This is a genomic window from Tolumonas lignilytica (assembly GCF_000527035.1).
Classification (GTDB): Bacteria; Pseudomonadota; Gammaproteobacteria; order Enterobacterales; family Aeromonadaceae; genus Tolumonas; species Tolumonas lignilytica.
In genome coordinates, this window is the sequence record NZ_AZUK01000001.1 from 3,157,154 (window position 1) to 3,173,654 (window position 16,501).

Sequence of the window (16,501 nt, forward strand, 5' to 3'; positions counted from 1 at the left end):
GACATGACTGAACCCTCAAAGAGCCGTTTCAAAATATTGATTGTGGACGATGTCCACGAGAATTTGCACGCGCTGATGAATATTCTTCGCGATGATTATGCCATTGTGGCGGCTACGAATGGTGAAAAGGCACTTGAAATAGCACAGTGCAAACCGCAACCCGATTTAATTCTGCTGGATATCAAAATGCCTGGCATGGATGGCTATTCCGTCCTTTCCCGGCTGAAGGCCGATTCCTCAACCACGAACATTCCGGTTATTTTTGTTACGGCATTATCAGACGAAACTGATGAAAGAATCGGGCTCAAAATGGGTGTTGCTGATTATATCACCAAACCAGTGAATGCAGAGCTACTGCGTCTGCGGGTTCAAACACAGTTAGCACTGAGTGGTTATCGCAAAAATCCTTCTCTTTTGGATGCAACAGGACACACATTACCAGGGGAACAACCGACTCTTCTGATCGTTGATGATGTCCCGGAAAATATTCATTCGCTGATTGAAGTCTTGAAAAATGATTACCGGATCATGGTTGCCAATAATGGTCGTCGAGCCATTGAGCTCTCTCAAAGTAACCCACCAGATTTGGTTCTGCTAGATATCAAAATGCCGGATATGGATGGTTACGATGTCTGCCGTCAAATCAAAGCCTCTCCAGCAGGGAATTATATTCCGGTCATCTTTATTACGATCGTTGATTCTACCGAAGATAAAGTGAGGGGGTTTGATGTCGGTGCTGCAGATTATGTCACGAAACCTTTTGATATCGATGAAGTGCGCGTACGGGTACGAATTCATCTGGAATTGAGTCGTCTGAGGCGTTTTCTTGAGCATGTTGTCGATGAGCGTACGGCTTTATTAGCAAAAAGTGAGCAGAAATATCGCATCCTGGCCGATTATTCACCTAATTGGGAATATTGGCTGGCTCATGATGGAAGTTATCTCTATGTATCACCTGCCTCGACCCCTATTGCAGGCTATAGCCCGGCAGATTTTTTTGCTGATGCCCGATTGATGGAAAAAATCATCGTACCGGAAGATCTTCCTCTTTGGTTTGAACATGGACCATACAACAATAACAAAGATCATTCGGTATCTTCAGTCACGCTGCGGATCAGACACAAAGAAGGTGCTGTGCGCTGGATAGAGCATGTCTGTATTCCTGTTATTGATTCATCCGGTCTTCAAACTGGATTCCGGGGAACACTCCGCGATATTTCTACCAGAAAACAAGCGGAAGAAAAATTAAGTCTCGCGGCAGCCATATTGGAAAATACGACAGAGGCCGTCATCATCACGGATGCACAGAATAATATTCTGAGCGTCAATAATGCGTTTAATCGCATCACCGGATTTGAAACGCAAGAGGTGATAGGTGGCAAACCCTGGATGTTGAAATCTGAGCGCCATGAACGTGATTTTTATCATTCGTTATGGCATGAGCTAAAAACAACAGGTACCTGGCAGGGAGAGATCTGGAATCGCCGCAAAGATGGTTCTGTTTTCCCTGCGTTATTCAATATCTGCGTGCTGCGCAATGAGGCGGGTGACATCACCCATCATGTTGCTGTGTTTTCTGATCTCAGTCAGATCAAGAATACAGAACAGAAGCTCGATTTTTTAATCCATCGAGACCCGCTAACAGAATTAGCGAACAGAACGCTGTTTCATGAGTTTTTAACTCAGGCTATCCAGCAGGGCGAGCGCAGTCACTCCCAGTTCGCGTTGCTGTTTATTGATCTTGATAATTTCAAGATGATAAATGAAAGTCTTGGTTCCCGTATGGGGGATCAATTGCTTATTGCAGTGGCTAATCGTTTTAGGAACATGTTGCCCGGCGTCGGTTCTATCGCGCGAGTTAGTGGCGATAAATTCAATATCATTCTGGAAACGAGCCATTTTTCTATCGGTCCGGATTTAATCGCACAACAAATCCTGGATGCGTTTAATGAACCTTTCAATATAGAAGGCCATGTGGTCTATAGCGGGGCCAGTATCGGTATTGCGTTATATCCTGAGGATGGTTCTGATGCTGAAACATTACTGCTGCATGCTGATGCGGCATTACATCAGGCAAAATCGCAAGGCAGAGGGATATTGTGTTTTTTCTCACCACAAATGACCTCGCTTGCCAAAGCGCGACTGGATTTAGGCCTCGAATTGAGGCGGGCAATTCAGGAAAATGAACTCTGCCTTTATTATCAACCACAAATTGATGTCATTAATGGCCAAATTATTGGTTTCGAGGCTTTGGTTCGCTGGCAACATCCTACCCGGGGCATTATATCGCCAGCAGAGTTTATCCCTTTGGCGGAAGAAAGTGGCTTGGTTGTGCCATTGGGCGAGTGGGTATTGCGAGCGGCATGTCGGCAGTTTAAAACATGGTCGCAGACTCAGCCATCACTGGGCAATATAGTCGTTGCTGTCAATGTATCAGCTGTGCAACTCACCCGTGATAATTTTACAAACACAGTAAAATCCATTTTAGACGAAACTGGTATTCGGCCAGAAAACTTAGAAATAGAAATTACGGAAAGTGTTGTGATGTCTAATTTAGACAGCGCAATAGCCACGATCGGTGGTTTGAAAAATCTGGGTGTCAGCTTGTCGATTGATGATTTTGGTACTGGATATTCTTCCTTAGCCTATCTCCAGCAACTGGCTGTACATAAACTGAAAATAGATATTTCATTTGTAAGAAAGATTTTGGAAAACAGCGGGGATGCCTCAATTGTCCAAGCTGTCATTGCACTTGGTCATAGTTTAGGTCTTCAAATTATCGCAGAAGGCGTTGAAGAACTGGCTCAAGCACAATATCTGCGCTTTTTACAATGCGATGTTATTCAGGGATATTTAGTGAGTAAGCCAATGTCATCTGACATGGTCGATCTCTTTTTGCAAAAATTTCAACCACTGCAAATTCCGGTTAATGATGAAGGCTCTCGGACGCTGTTGTTAGTTGACGATGAAGCGAAAGTCTTGTCTGCGTTAATTCGTTCACTACACCGCGAAAATTATCATATCCTCACTGCTTCTAATCACGAAACGGCGCAGAAATTGTTAGCGGAAAATAAGGTGGGCGTCATTATTTGTGATCAGCGAATGTCAGGCATGAATGGCATTGAATTCTTGTCACAAATACGGATTGCTCATCCCCAAACGGTGCGCATTGTTTTGAGTGGTTACAGCAGTGTCATCACACTGACAGAAGCGATTAATCAGGGCGAGATATATCGTTTTCTGACTAAACCATGGGACGAAGCAGAGTTAAAAGAAGTCATCCGGGATGCCTTCCGGTTTTATGAAAAAAATATCACGTATTATCGGTAGGATAAACAAACAGCGAGGTTAGGCTCGCTGTTTGTTTTTGGCAAATTACTCGGCGATCAGTTGATATTGGCTATGTAAAATATCAATGATTTCTTGTTTTGGATTTTCACTGCGTGCTAATGGGTGACCGATGATTTTCTCGGCGATGCCAACATAAGTGCGAGAAATATCCATCATGACTTCGACGGGCAGGGCATTATCACGCGCCAAGGCAGCCCGTTCCGGCATACGATCTTTGTTCAACAGAATGTCCGGATCAGGAAAGTTATTGAGTAACCATTGACGGAAACCTTCTTTCGATTGCTCAATAATTTTACCTTCACGGTAGGCAGAACCTTCCCAGATACGAGAACTATCAGGCGTACCGACTTCATCCATGTAGATCATTTTGTCATTGCCCGCTGCATCTTTGACATAACCAAATTCAAATTTGGTATCGACAAAGACTTCATCCAATGCGGCCAGTGCATCACTGATAGCGTTAAAACCTTCTTTCAGTAATTTTTCATACAAATCGATGTCAGCAATGCTTTTGAAATTAAACGCTTTGTAGTGACGTTCCAAATCGGCACGTGAAACGTTGACGTCGTCTGCTTCAGGTACGCCTTCCAAACCACGCATGATGCCTTTGGTTGACGGCGTGATCAGCGTTTCTGGCAGTTTTTGCTCTTTTTGTAAACCTTCTGGTAGCGTGATCCCGCAGAATTCACGTTCGCCTTTGCTGTAAGCGCGCCACATAGAGCCAGTGATGTACTGGCGAGCAATTGCTTCAACCATGATTGGGCTGGCTTTTTGCACGATCCAAACAAATGGATGAGGCACATCCAGAATATGGCTATCAGCTAATCCTTTTTCTTTAAATAGTTTAAACCAATGGCTAGAAATGGCATTCAGAGCAGCACCTTTACCGGGTACGCCGTTCAAACCATCTTCACCGTGCCATATGCAATCGAAAGCAGAGATGCGGTCACTAATAACCATAATGGCCAAAGGTGTATCGGCAGGAACGTTATACCCTTTTTCACGAATTAAACGTGCGCTGTCTTCGGCTGTTAACCAATACACGCTGCGAACTTTACCTGAATGAACAGGCTTATCAGTACGGATGGGCAGGTTATCGTTTACCGCAAGAACTTTATCTGCAAGACTCATAGAGTTCCCTTCTAAAGAGATTGGCTATTTTGAGAGGTCTGGATTGTAACAGAGAACATCTGCTGCAACACTAACCCCATTTAGAAATTGCATCGGCTGAGTAACCGATGCAATGCAGGCAGATACGTTATGCTTGGGCATATAGATCATGAAAAATACAGATTAGTAGGCATAGGCCACGCGAATATGAATAAATTTCGCGTCATCCCACCGCATGTTGTCCATTCCGAAGCCCAACTCTAGCTTATTCCAGTTTGTTGTTAATTCGATGGATTGATCAATCGGGCGATACCAGGCAAAAACCTGCCATTGTCCAATTTGCTGTCCGGCCCCCAGACGAGGAACGTAATCTTTAAATTGATATTGCAGCCCGGCACCATATTGCCAACGACCAGTTTGATAAATCCACTGTGTATCAAAACGAAGCGGCAGAGTTTGACGGTACGTGCCGTAATTTTTTTCTGTACCGGAGATCAGTGGTGCCCAAGTGGTATAACCACTAGAGCTGGTATGCTGGCGATCACTATAAGCAACAGCCTGTGTGTAGGGAGCATCTTTCCACCAGATTGCGGCAAGTAAGTCTTTGACTTCCGTGTGATTATGCCATTGCTCTGTCGGGTGCCAGTCAAAAGCAAAATCCAGTGCACCACCGTATCCCGTTAATTGCTCGGTCAGTACTCGGTCAAAAAGCAGATCATCGCTGTAGGCATAATCTACATTGGCGTTATATTCGTACTCTTTTGCACCAGTGGCGGTGGCTGTACCGTTGAGATTGCCTTCGATAAGATAACTACCTTGCAGAAAGGAAAGCCCGACGGTGGTTTTGAAAGTGGGCTGCCACTCGTTTTCCCAGCTCAGACGCAATCCTTTCGCCGTGATCGCGTGTGCTTTTAAATTAACGTCATATGTTCTACCGATGGGTAAATTTTCATTATTACGTACCGCACCGTAAAGTTCGGCAGTATCACCCGAAAAGTTCAGTGCATAGTCGCGGCGGTATAATACCCCCAGCCCCCAGTTATTCAGTTTCGCTCCAGTTTCAAACCAACTATAAATATATTGTTTTTCACCTCGTTGATGCTCGCCTTTCCAGCCATGTAAGGTATCCATAACAGAAATTGGCTCACTGCGAGCAAAGGCATCGGTGTAAAGATAAGGCTGAATATCAGCCAATTCGGTGGCCGAACAATTGGCAGAAACCAGAAACAAAATGGCACTAAAAAAACGCCCACCAATGTGGGCGTTTGAACGATACAAAAAAGATTTCATCATGGATATTACTGTAATGTCTCAAAGGTACCGTCAATGTAGCTGACTTTGACTGCGCCATTATTCAGTGTTGCAACATCTGCGACTTTTTTGGTGCCAACATAGAGGGCTCCGGTTGCAGAATGATCGGCGACAGCTACGTCTTTCAGAACCAAACTGGTTCCTGAAGGCGCAGTGACGGTAAGGCTACCGGTTTGAGCACCCAAATCAACATTATCCAGATTGATGGTGTATTGTTTGGTATCCCAGTTTACCAACAGGCTGGCTGAACCACCCTTAAAGGCATCTCGATTGACCACAGCAGAGACTTTTGCATGTGGTAAACCTGTGACATTGGTCAGTTCAAATGCCGCATTTGCGGTGACTTTCAGGAATTGATCAGCTGATTCTTTATAATCACCAAGCTGAATTTCACCGAATAAATCATTATTGCTGTATGAAACAACCTGATTGTTAAAATCGGTATATGTTCCATTTCCCAAAGCAACATAAGCTGATGTAACGGTTGAACCTGAAATAGACGCATAATCAGTAGCAATAATGTCATTTAACACAGTCGCTGGGTTATAGACAGCTGCATAGGTGTTATAACTCTCTAGCGTATTACTATACTGGCTATTGCCATCAATCCATGAACCATTAGCATCGTAGTCACTATATCCATAGCCTGCGGTATAAGATGTACCGTATGTCCATTGGGAATAACCGTAATTAATATTCCAATTTTGAGTGGTAGATGGGATTGCTTTGAGTGCTTTTAATTGAGCAATAGTAGTTGCATCAATCACATTCGATTTATGAACCCAAACTGTATTTTCACTGTTCAGATATGCCATCAGATCAAAAGTTTCTGAGTTGGTCAGATCCAGACCCACAGAGGCTTTAATATCCTGACTATCACTGGTGGTAAAGTCACCGCTCAGCGCCACGGATCTTAAAGTCAGCGGGAATGAGTCATACAGGGCTTTGGACATTTTGCTCGCATCAGGTTTAACCAGTTTAAATTTGGCATTCCCTGCAAAGGTAGCCCCATTCGCCTGTAAAGACAGATCCAGATTTTTCAGTTCAATAGCTGTCAGTGCATTGCCTAAATTATCGCCAGTTGCACTAGTCAGAGCTGTTGCAAAAGTAGCCTGAGCTTGACCGTTATTGACAGACATACTTGTGAAACCATCAGAAATACCACCACTAATATTGACGGTATATTGTGTTTTATCTGTTTTAGCATAGTTGATTTCGTCAAAAGAAAGATCTGTGCTTAAAGTCAGATTATTTACCGTGATGGTTCGTGCATTAGCTTCTGTTCCTTTCAATGAACCAGATAATACAGCACTTAAGCCAGCGCTAGTATTCGTGGTAGTCAGAGTAAGGGTACCTAAAGTGTCTGAACCAGATTTTATTTCAACAGGGAATGTACCACCGAGATGAACTTGCTGATTATTAATTAATTGAGCAAACATCTGGTCTACCGCTAAACCCAACAAACTAGCCATTGCAGCAGAATCTTTATCAAAGACCTGAACAGCTTGATCGGCATTTGTACCTAAAGCATCGAGCGGGGTTTTGAAATCAGTATTAACGATGTCATAAACCAAACTACGGGTGTCGGTGATTAGAGTTTTCGCTTTGGCGACATCGGTATCACCGTAGTTTGCATTGACTGATGGGGTTAGTGAACCATCGGTCGTATTCTGTTCTATATAAGAAGCTTGGTTGGTAATAGCGGCTTGCGTTTCACTGGAGAGGCGAGTTTGCATGGCTGGATCTGCTATTGTATCACTCCAAGCCTGTTGCAGTTGTGTTGGCGATATGGCATCTGTTGAATCCATTTTGCCATCTTCCAATGCTGTACCCAACTGTGTAACTACAGTAGCAACATTCGTTGAATCATTGGTAAACTTCATCAACGCTGCACTCATCGCTGCAGCTCGTTGTTCGTCGGCGGTAGCTGTAGAAGAGAAATTATCTGCGGTAATATCCACCGCTGGTGTGGTTGCCACATTAAAACCAACCAGTGAGGTCACCTGAGAAAGAGCATTGTTAACGGCTGTCGTTTGCTCAGTGGCTGATGCTGTTGTGGCTAGGGCCGTTTCTGCTTTGTGAGCTGCCATGTTGGTATATGGCGTTACTGGCACGTTAGTAAGAGTTGGGGTGGAAACTGAAGGTAGAATTGCTGCCATTGTGAAATCACTAGTCAGTGCAATGGGGGTACCGAAAGTACTACTATTACCACAGCCTGCCACGTTATCGCATTTCATTGTGGTATTCGTACCAGCTGTGATTTCAATTTTAAGCGGGCCGCCGGAGTAATTGGTCAATGTTAAAGAGTAATTACCCTGATCATCGGTCGTTGTGCTGCCAACAGTGGCCCAATTTTTATTAACATATTCTTTTGCTGTTACGATCCCGTGTTGAATAATCCCTTTGGCTGCAGTACCAGACACTGAGTATGTTGTTGGTGTGGAAGAGGTGCTACTTCCACCACCACCGCCACAGGCGGTTAATAATGCAGAACTGATAGCGACGGCCAGTGCTAATTTTTTAAATTCCATTTGTTACTCCATGTAAACCAGTTTTGTTAATTTTCGTAAAGATATCAGCATAACTGGTTATTTTGCGCAAATAATTGCATGCAAAATGTGGATTTTTATGGAGCCAGATCAAGAAACTGCACAGGGTCGTTTGCTACTCCAATTCAGCCAAATCATTTACCTGAATATTGCCTGGTGCATATTGTGATAAGGGGCGCAATACTGCATTTTCTGCATAGACTTTGCTAACTTCCATCGTACCGGACGCGGCGTTCCGAAGCGGATGTTCTTGCCCATCCGTATCCGTAAAATCAGCTTTATGCAGAATATGGAAACGATCACCCACTTTAAGTCCGTTGGTTTTCCCTAAGTTGATATGATAATCAAGCCCATCAACGCGGATAATTCGAGCCGTAGGACGTTCACATTGCAGACGGCCTTTGAGTTCCTCGTTGATCCGATTCAGCGTTGCGGTTATTTCCAGACCATATGATGATTGCCAGAAATCCTGGCTCGCTGGGTCAACGACGGCTTCACGATCAAAGGTCCAGTGTGCTTGAGTCTGATAAAAAGGTTGTTCAAGCAACTGTCCGGTTAATCCATCATAAAGATAGAGCTGCAGCGTGAAATGCCGGAGAGGGTTTCTAAACCAGGTACCCGGAAAAACATTATCCAGAATACCCTGTTCTGGTTTTTGAATGGAGGCATCGGTAATGCTGCCAAAAAGCATATATTGGCTGTTGGTTTGTTCTGCCAAACTGCGGATCTGTTGTGCAAAAGCACTATCACCTTGGTGTAGTTTACCGGGCTCGACACCGAGATTATTGTCCAGCCAGTTATGAGTGACAAAAATCTGACGTTGCTGACCGAGGCGTTCAAATAAAGCACGGGTAATTGCTTTATTGAGATCATAAATCTGACCATAGCGCGCATCGTCTTTGTGCTGCCAGTTAAAGCGGATCAGGGATATATTCTTCGCATATAGCCCGCCACTGCATCCAGAACGATCAGCGACAATATAAGAACGGACATGAACAAAAATACGTTCATCCCGGATCTCTTCATCCAGCAGCTGATATTGTCGGACTTCACTGTTTGCTCGGATCTGGAAATCATCGCGAGTCAGTGCGCCATTACTTAAACTCTCGATGCTGGATACGGATGCGCCGGCTTTTAACATCGCCTGCCGCAAGGCATCTTGAATGGCTTGCTGACGCGCATACTCTTCATCGTTATTAATGATTGCGGCACTGCCAATCGTTTTATACCAAGCCGCCTGCAAGGGGAGTGATATTATGCATAAGAGTAAAAGAATCCAACGTTTCATAATATGTGGCAGTGAGTTCAGTAATGAAGAATATTATGCACAATCTATACCATCGGAAAATTGACATCTCTCCTCAAGATATTTCAAGGACTGTCGATAAAGGAGTATGCCAGGAGAAGGATTGGGTCTAATAATGAAAAAATACAGACCATTAGTGGTTGTCGCCATGCTGATGTTATCAGCATGTGCTGATCGAACCGGTATGAACTATGACGGGCCAACAAGAGAAAAAGGGTTGGCATTAAATCGTTTGGTGTCAGATATGACGGATCGATTGTTCGCCACCAAGATACCGGGAAATACAGTGTTATCGCCAATTGCGGTAACGTCGATGGTGAACCTGAGCACATTGGAGAGTACCAATTCGCTTGGGGAGCAAATATCAGAAGATTTTGTGCATGAATTACACCGCCGTGGTGAGGTCGTACTCGACTATAAAATCACGGGCAGCATTAAAGTGACACCGGAAGGTGATTTCTCGATGAGTCGTGATTGGACTGAATTATCGAAACGGATCCCGGCGGGACGAGTGTTAACGGGAACGATGTCTCGGAATGACTTGGGCGTGGTGCTCAATATGCGCATCATCAATATGCGGACCCGTTTGGTAGAAGCCACCTCTCAGGGATTTGTGCCGAATGAGCTGATGCAGGGAAGTATCGATTCCGGTCGTACTGTACTGGTTACCAAAGGCATGGTTGTCAGGGGCGAGTTCCCGTATGACCAGTATGGCCGACCGCTAACGATGACACATTAGGAGGCAAATTATGTCTCGTTTCATATGGATTATTGCATTAGTGAGCTCTGTCTTTTTGGCGAGTTGCACGACTCACCGGATTACACGCTATACACATGAAGCACCGGATGAATTTCCGGTATTACGCTCTGTAGGGTATGGCATTATTGATGTTCAGCCAGGCCCTACACGTTCTGAAAAGATCTTGCAGGCTATCCGGGCCTCTCGGCTTGATGCTTATCGCGAATTGACTGAACAAGTTTATGGGAATGCCATTCAGGCTGACACTACATATAAAGATAACCGTCAGGCCAGCAATCGTATGCATGCAAATGTCGATGGCTTATTACGTGGGGCTCGGGTAGTGAAAAGTTACCCTGTCGATAATATGTATGCCACCGAATTGGAGTTAGATACCAAGGTACTTTATAACCTGTATCAAATGGATCATGCCTATTAAGAAAATAACTCCCGTAAGCGGGAGTTATTTTTTCAGAGATGATCCCTATCAGAGATAGTGTGATTCCATCCAGCTCTCTAAAATCAATTGGGCGGAAACAGCATCCACCCGGCTTTTTCCTAATGCTCGATAGCCGCCATGTTCAAATAATCGGGCTTTGGCATCCGTGGTGGTCAAACGTTCATCCTTGTATTCCACCTGAAATCCGAAACGACCATGCAAGCGTTGCCCAAATTTTCGGGCACGCTGTGTCATTTCCTGTTCTGTCCCGTCCATATTCAGGGGTAAACCCACAATGAGGAGGTCGGGCTGCCATTCCTTGAGAATCTTCTCAATTTGAGTCCAATCCGGGATCCCGTCATTGGCCTTCAATGAAGTAAGTGGTGACGCGGAACCTGTGATTTCCTGACCGGTTGCGACCCCAATACTTTTGGTTCCAAAATCAAAACCCATTAATGAACGCTGACCGGCTTCTTTCATGCGTGTCCCGCCTCCGGAGCAATCTGCCAGATATCAATGCCTAATGACTTACTAGCGGCTAACCAACGATCTTCAACTGGCGTATTGAAGATGATTTCGGATGAAGCTGGGATAGTCAGCCAAGTATTATCCAATAATTCTTGTTCTAACTGTCCTTCTTCCCAGCCGGCATAGCCGAGCGCAACCAAGTATTGTTTGGGTTCGGCAGACGTTCCCAGCGTGGATAGAATATCCAATGAGGTGGTCATCATCAGTTCATCGCTGATTGACATGGAGGCATGAAAGCCATCCATTGGCGTGTGGAGAACAAAGCCTCGGTCGGTGCTCACCGGCCCACCAGACAAAACCGGTTTACCTGACAGGGAAAAGGAGGCATTTTCCATTCTCATCTGGGTCAGCAACTGACACAGATCAAGGTCTAAGTTGACATTGAGTACAAGACCCATTGCACCTTTTTCAGTATGTTCACATACATAGATAAGCGAACGCTCAAAGAAATCATCATTGAGCGTTGGCATCGCAACCAGAAAATAATTCTGTAATGACTGCATCATTATTAAAGAGTGTTCCTTAACTGGTTTTGCTCAGACGACGCTCGATGGCATCCATCAGCAAACCACAAATATTAATATCAAATTCGGCTTCAATTTCCCGGACACAGGTTGGACTGGTGACGTTAATTTCAGTCAAACGATCACCGATAATATCCAGACCAACGAAAATTAAACCTTTTGCTTTCAGTGTTGGACCCACCGCACGGGCAATTTTCCAGTCATTTTCCGTGAGTTTTCTTGGCTCACCACGACCACCGGCAGCCAGATTACCGCGGGTTTCACCCTGAGAAGGAATTCTTGCCAAGCAATAAGGGATTGGCTCGCCATCAATCACCAGTACGCGTTTATCGCCGTCACTGATTGCTGGCAAAAAAGTTTGCGCCATGCAATACCGTGTTCCGTGCTCAGTTAATGTTTCTATGATCACACCGACATTAGGGTCGTCTTGTTTCATGCGGAAAATAGAAGCACCACCCATACCATCCAATGGTTTCAATATCACATCCTGATGTTGCTGGTGGAATGTGCGTAATTTGCTAGCTGAACGAGTAACGAGCGTTGTCGGGGTATGCTCTGCAAACCAGGCAGTAAACAATTTTTCGTTGGCATCACGTAAACTCTGCGGTTTGTTGACGATCAGCGTGCCTTGATCTTCCGCTCGTTCAAGCAGATAAGTAGCATAGATAAATTCGGTATCAAAAGGCGGATCTTTACGCATCAGGATCACATCAAGCTCATGCAACGGCTGATCAATCACTTCCCCTAAGGTATACCAACCGGAATAGTCCTGACGGACTTCCAGCGGACGCATGGTCGCATAAGAGATACCTTGTTCGAGATAAAGATCACTCATCTCCATATAATAGAGTTCGTAACCTCGTTGCTGTGCTTCCAGTAACATGGCAAAACTGGTGTCTTTCTTGATGTTGATGGAGTTAATAGGATCCATCACGATACCTAATTTAATGCTCATTTATTCTCCTAACACAGATCGCCGAAACGGCATTGCAGAGCAGTAATCGCCGTCAGGGCCGCAGTTTCAGTTCGTAAAATGCGAGGGCCAAGCAGCATTTCCTGAAAATCGAATTGTTGCGTCAAGGCAATTTCTTCGTCAGATAGACCCCCTTCAGGGCCAATGACCAAGCGGATCCCATTGGTTGGTTCAGGTAAGGTACCAACTGAATAATTGGCTCGCGGGTGTAACGTCAATTTCAATTCTTCCGTCGGTTCCGCCAGCCATTTTTCCAATGACATAACCGGACGAATGATTGGTACGGAATTGCGGCCACACTGTTCACAGGCACTGATGGCGATTTTTTGCCATTGTTCCAGCTTTTTATCTAGTCGGTCGCCTTGTAATTTAACGCCACATCGGGAAGACCATAATGGGGTGATCACGTTTACACCAAGTTCTACCGATTTTTGGATCGTAAATTCCATTTTATCGCCACGGCTTATAACTTGTCCTAAATGGATAGCCAGCGGTGATTCGACCGTATGATCTGTAAATTCCGTCAATCGGACAGTAACGTGTTTTTTCCCACTATCAATGATGACGGCCTGATACTGACCACCTTGTCCATTAAAAAGACAAATTTCTTGATCAGGTACCATGCGTAATACACGGCCAACATGATTCGCCGCATCTTCATCTAAAGAGATGGTAGCACCAATACTCAACGGCGAGTTTTGGTAAATTCGTGGAACACGCATCTGGCAATATAACTCCTGAGAGATGGTTATGAAATTTGGCGGGCGGTGATGTTTTATGATGCCAATCATGGAGGGTAAGGATAACATGCCTGTGATTCTTAATAGTAATCTTGTTAATCATACATACATGGTGTGAAGGAGCAGAAACAGATGGAATTAACCCAACTGATTGGTTTTGGCGTTGCAGGTAATTTTGCAGGACATCTGGAACAAGCTGGTGAAGCCAGCGATTTTGTAAATGTAAAAGTCAAAGACACTATTCAGCCTAAAGCTATCTTTCCGTTTTATGTTCCACATCACTCAGACAGTTTTTTAAGTGTCTATCCGGTATCACATGATCGTATTCAATTCCCGAAAGGGGCTGATAATCTGCAGATCGAACCGGAAGTTTGTCTGATCTGCGACGTCGAATATGAAAACAATCAGGTAAAAGCATTAGTTCCCCGCGAATTTGCGGCATTCAATGATTGCTCTATTCGGCGTCCGGGTGCACGAAAGATCAGTGAAAAGAAAAACTGGGGCGCGGCCAGTAAAGGGATGTCATTGCAACGACTTGCGTTAGATAAATTCTCCGCTGGTGGAGAACTGGATCATTACCACATTGCCAGTTTTCTGCGCCGTAACAACGTATGCCACGCTTACGGACTGGATAGCCCGGCCATTGAGTACAGTTATTTTCATGAGACTTTGCTGGATTGGGTCATTGAAAAGATGAATAACCAGAAGGATGAAGGTCCGGCAGAAGACATTGCGGCGTTACTGGCAAAGGCTAAATATCCGCAGCGTGTCATTATCAGTATCGGTGCCACCCGTTATACGCCATTTGGTGAGCAGAATTTTTTGCAACCAGGTGATGAGAGCATTGTTGTAGTGTATGACGCGCGACGTTATAACGCTGACCAAATAAAGCAAATGGCAAGCTCTGGCGAGCTTATCGGCGAGGGGATGAGTGTATTGTGTCAGCGAGTGGTTGCAGAGTAGAACCACAACGGCGACAACAATACTGCCGGTCACCGCGTAACACTGCGCGGTGACGTCGCACAGATAGCTGATGTTGCTGGCAGTCGCATTGGTATGCGTACACTGCACCCTGCACTTTGGTTACATCCATCTTATGTGTTGTGCGGGGAGGGATGTTAAATACCTCCCACATCACCTTCTGCCATTCCACTCCATGCGGTTTTACCCGTCCCCAGATAGCGTGGACGACTAGATGTGCTATTTCATGCGGGATCACTTCCTGTTCAAATTCATGCGGATTGTCTTGCAACAGAACAGGGTTAAGCCGGATATGCCAGTCGCGCAGACGAGCTGTGCCTGCGCATTTACCGCGTTGATCCAAGGTGATTTTGGGGTGGGCAAATTCGCGATTAAAGTAACGGGCAGCCAAGGCAAGATAATGGCTGGCCGCCACTTCTATCTGAATCAGACCGGTGATGTTGGAGATACTTAGCATATGCCGGATCGAAAAAAGGCTTAAGGCAGAATTATACAGATAAAAGAAAGGGGCCGAAGCCCCTTTTAAAACATCATTATTTCAGACCGGCGAGGTCACGCAACAGCGCAGCTTTATCTGTCTTTTCCCAAGGGAATTCTTCACGGCCAAAATGACCATAAGCGGCAGTTGCTTTGTAAATTGGTTGGATCAAATCCAGCATTTCAATCAGACCATATGGACGCAGATCAAATTGATCACGAACCAACTGCGTCAGTAACTCTTCGCTAACCTTACCGGTGCCGAAGGTTTCAACACTGATTGAGGTTGGTTCGGCTACACCGATGGCATAAGAAACCTGAATTTCACAACGTTCAGCCAGACCCGCAGCAACAATGTTTTTTGCAACATAACGGGCAGCATAAGCCGCAGAGCGGTCAACTTTTGATGGATCTTTACCAGAAAATGCGCCACCGCCATGACGAGCCATGCCGCCATAGGTATCTACAATGATTTTGCGGCCGGTCAGACCACAGTCACCCATTGGGCCACCGATAACGAAACGACCCGTTGGATTGATGAAATATTTGGTATTTTTACTTACCCATTCAGCAGGCAACACCGGCTTGATGATGACTTCATGTACTGCCTCGATCAGATCTGACTGGCTGATATCCGGCGCATGTTGGGTTGACAGAACAACCGCATCAATACCTTCGATCTTGCCTTGTTTATCATAAATAAAGGTGATCTGACTTTTGGCATCCGGGCGTAACCATGGCAGCGTGCCATTTTTACGAACTTCAGACTGACGCTTCACCAGACGGTGCGCATAGGTAATAGGTGCAGGCATTAACACATCGGTTTCATTGGATGCGTAACCAAACATCAGGCCTTGGTCGCCAGCACCCTGTTCTTTGGGATCAGCGCGGTCAACACCTTGATTAATATCCGGAGACTGTTTACCGATAGCATTCAGTACAGCACAGGAGTGGGCGTCAAACCCCATATCAGAATGGGTATAACCGATATCACAAACGGTTTTACGCACCAGTTCTTCGATATCAACCCAGGCAGAAGTGGTGATTTCACCACCTACCAGCACCATCCCTGTTTTAACGAATGTTTCGCAAGCGACGCGCGCTTTAGGATCTTGTTCCAGAATGGCATCCAGCACCGCATCGGAGATCTGATCCGCGATTTTATCTGGATGTCCTTCAGCAACGGATTCGGAGGTAAACAGTCTTGCCATTTTAATTCTCTAGTGTAAAAGTTGAAGGCGATTGCAATCGGGTTCAGAACCAGCTTGCAAATAGCAGTATCCACATCTGGACGTCTATCTATGTGACTATTGTCGCAGTCAATAGCGATATCGTCAATGTACGGGGAAAATTAACCTAAAGATCATTGCTATGAACAGTGTCACGATAAAATAACCGAGATAACATTTGCGCAACCCGCGATCAGTTTGGGACAATACGCTCCTTACTTAAATGTATAGACCCAATTGAAGC

Annotated in this window: 14 protein-coding genes; 4 read left to right on the plus strand and 10 right to left on the minus strand. The window is 45.1% G+C overall.

Going from position 1 to position 16,501, the window contains the following annotated elements:
* Window positions 1–3 precede the first annotated feature (3 nt).
* Window positions 4–3,330, plus strand: coding sequence for a response regulator (locus H027_RS18955; RefSeq protein WP_024873235.1), 3,327 nt, complete (start codon window positions 4–6; stop codon window positions 3,328–3,330).
* Between the two features lie 45 nt (window positions 3,331–3,375).
* Here H027_RS18955 and H027_RS0114875 read toward each other — a convergent pair whose 3' ends face one another.
* The 4 genes from H027_RS0114875 to H027_RS0114890 all read right to left on the minus strand — a co-directional run bounded on the left by H027_RS0114875 (window position 3,376) and on the right by H027_RS0114890 (window position 9,609).
* Complete coding sequence (locus tag H027_RS0114875) at window positions 3,376–4,482, minus strand: phosphoribosylaminoimidazolesuccinocarboxamide synthase (protein WP_024873236.1); 1,107 nt, start codon at window positions 4,480–4,482, stop codon at window positions 3,376–3,378.
* A 162-nt stretch (window positions 4,483–4,644) separates the two neighbouring features.
* Window positions 4,645–5,754 carry a hypothetical protein gene (locus tag H027_RS0114880; protein ID WP_024873237.1) on the minus strand — a complete coding sequence of 370 codons (1,110 nt, stop codon included), beginning with the start codon at window positions 5,752–5,754 and terminating at the stop codon, window positions 4,645–4,647.
* Window positions 5,755–5,759: 5 nt separating this feature from the next.
* On the minus strand, window positions 5,760–8,303 hold the full coding sequence (locus H027_RS0114885) for a hypothetical protein (RefSeq protein WP_024873238.1): 2,544 nt from the start codon (window positions 8,301–8,303) through the stop codon (window positions 5,760–5,762).
* Window positions 8,304–8,436: 133 nt separating this feature from the next.
* A complete protein-coding gene (locus tag H027_RS0114890) occupies window positions 8,437–9,609 on the minus strand; it encodes a flagella assembly protein FlgT (RefSeq protein ID WP_024873239.1) in 1,173 nt (390 codons plus the stop codon).
* Window positions 9,610–9,742: 133 nt separating this feature from the next.
* On the opposite strand from H027_RS0114890, the gene H027_RS0114895 reads away from it, so the two are divergent.
* The gene (locus H027_RS0114895; RefSeq protein WP_024873240.1) at window positions 9,743–10,366 is read left to right on the plus strand and encodes a FlgO family outer membrane protein; all 624 of its coding nucleotides are present in this window, start codon (window positions 9,743–9,745) and stop codon (window positions 10,364–10,366) included.
* A gap of 10 nt (window positions 10,367–10,376) precedes the next feature.
* The gene (locus H027_RS0114900; protein ID WP_024873241.1) at window positions 10,377–10,805 is read left to right on the plus strand and encodes an LPP20 family lipoprotein; all 429 of its coding nucleotides are present in this window, start codon (window positions 10,377–10,379) and stop codon (window positions 10,803–10,805) included.
* Between the two features lie 48 nt (window positions 10,806–10,853).
* On the opposite strand, the gene ruvX is transcribed toward H027_RS0114900, so the two are convergent.
* Genes ruvX through rsmE form a run of 4 tightly spaced genes read right to left on the minus strand, consistent with a single transcriptional unit; the run spans window position 10,854 to window position 13,552 of the window.
* A complete protein-coding gene (gene ruvX / locus H027_RS0114905; RefSeq protein ID WP_038149311.1) occupies window positions 10,854–11,285 on the minus strand; it encodes a Holliday junction resolvase RuvX in 432 nt (143 codons plus the stop codon).
* On the minus strand, window positions 11,282–11,836 hold the full coding sequence (locus tag H027_RS0114910) for a YqgE/AlgH family protein (RefSeq protein ID WP_024873243.1): 555 nt from the start codon (window positions 11,834–11,836) through the stop codon (window positions 11,282–11,284). The genes ruvX and H027_RS0114910 overlap by 4 nt, the downstream gene beginning before the upstream one ends.
* 19 nt (window positions 11,837–11,855) lie before the next feature.
* Window positions 11,856–12,812, minus strand: a complete 957-nt coding sequence (gene gshB, locus H027_RS0114915) for a glutathione synthase (RefSeq protein ID WP_024873244.1) — start codon at window positions 12,810–12,812, stop codon at window positions 11,856–11,858.
* Window positions 12,813–12,820: 8 nt separating this feature from the next.
* Window positions 12,821–13,552, minus strand: a complete 732-nt coding sequence (rsmE, locus tag H027_RS0114920) for a 16S rRNA (uracil(1498)-N(3))-methyltransferase (RefSeq protein WP_024873245.1) — start codon at window positions 13,550–13,552, stop codon at window positions 12,821–12,823.
* A gap of 150 nt (window positions 13,553–13,702) precedes the next feature.
* Here rsmE and H027_RS0114925 point away from each other — a divergent pair, with 150 nt between their 5' ends.
* Window positions 13,703–14,533: a DUF5718 family protein gene (locus H027_RS0114925; protein WP_024873246.1), complete on the plus strand. Its 831-nt coding sequence runs from the start codon at window positions 13,703–13,705 to the stop codon at window positions 14,531–14,533.
* Here the strand turns inward: H027_RS0114925 and H027_RS18725 are convergent.
* Together H027_RS18725 and metK are read right to left on the minus strand one after the other, a co-directional pair.
* Window positions 14,484–15,008 (minus strand): SprT family zinc-dependent metalloprotease, encoded by a 525-nt coding sequence (locus H027_RS18725; RefSeq protein ID WP_081741529.1) that lies wholly within the window; start codon window positions 15,006–15,008, stop codon window positions 14,484–14,486. The two genes, H027_RS0114925 and H027_RS18725, sit on opposite strands and share 50 nt — an antisense overlap.
* 76 nt (window positions 15,009–15,084) lie before the next feature.
* Window positions 15,085–16,239 (minus strand): methionine adenosyltransferase, encoded by a 1,155-nt coding sequence (gene metK, locus H027_RS0114935; protein ID WP_024873248.1) that lies wholly within the window; start codon window positions 16,237–16,239, stop codon window positions 15,085–15,087.
* Window positions 16,240–16,501: the final 262 nt, after the last annotated feature.

Bases quoted from the DNA above. Each gene is read 5' to 3' on its own strand.
- H027_RS18955 (WP_024873235.1), top strand. From the start codon at position 4: ATGACTGAACCCTCAAAGAGCCGTTTCAAAATATTGATTGTGGACGAT.
- H027_RS0114875 (WP_024873236.1), bottom strand. From the start codon at position 4,482: ATGAGTCTTGCAGATAAAGTTCTTGCGGTAAACGATAACCTGCCCATC.
- H027_RS0114880 (WP_024873237.1), bottom strand. From the start codon at position 5,754: ATGATGAAATCTTTTTTGTATCGTTCAAACGCCCACATTGGTGGGCGT.
- H027_RS0114885 (WP_024873238.1), bottom strand. From the start codon at position 8,303: ATGGAATTTAAAAAATTAGCACTGGCCGTCGCTATCAGTTCTGCATTA.
- H027_RS0114890 (WP_024873239.1), bottom strand. From the start codon at position 9,609: ATGAAACGTTGGATTCTTTTACTCTTATGCATAATATCACTCCCCTTG.
- H027_RS0114895 (WP_024873240.1), top strand. From the start codon at position 9,743: ATGAAAAAATACAGACCATTAGTGGTTGTCGCCATGCTGATGTTATCA.
- H027_RS0114900 (WP_024873241.1), top strand. From the start codon at position 10,377: ATGTCTCGTTTCATATGGATTATTGCATTAGTGAGCTCTGTCTTTTTG.
- ruvX (WP_038149311.1), bottom strand. From the start codon at position 11,285: ATGAAAGAAGCCGGTCAGCGTTCATTAATGGGTTTTGATTTTGGAACC.
- H027_RS0114910 (WP_024873243.1), bottom strand. From the start codon at position 11,836: ATGCAGTCATTACAGAATTATTTTCTGGTTGCGATGCCAACGCTCAAT.
- gshB (WP_024873244.1), bottom strand. From the start codon at position 12,812: ATGAGCATTAAATTAGGTATCGTGATGGATCCTATTAACTCCATCAAC.
- rsmE (WP_024873245.1), bottom strand. From the start codon at position 13,552: ATGCGTGTTCCACGAATTTACCAAAACTCGCCGTTGAGTATTGGTGCT.
- H027_RS0114925 (WP_024873246.1), top strand. From the start codon at position 13,703: ATGGAATTAACCCAACTGATTGGTTTTGGCGTTGCAGGTAATTTTGCA.
- H027_RS18725 (WP_081741529.1), bottom strand. From the start codon at position 15,008: ATGCTAAGTATCTCCAACATCACCGGTCTGATTCAGATAGAAGTGGCG.
- metK (WP_024873248.1), bottom strand. From the start codon at position 16,239: ATGGCAAGACTGTTTACCTCCGAATCCGTTGCTGAAGGACATCCAGAT.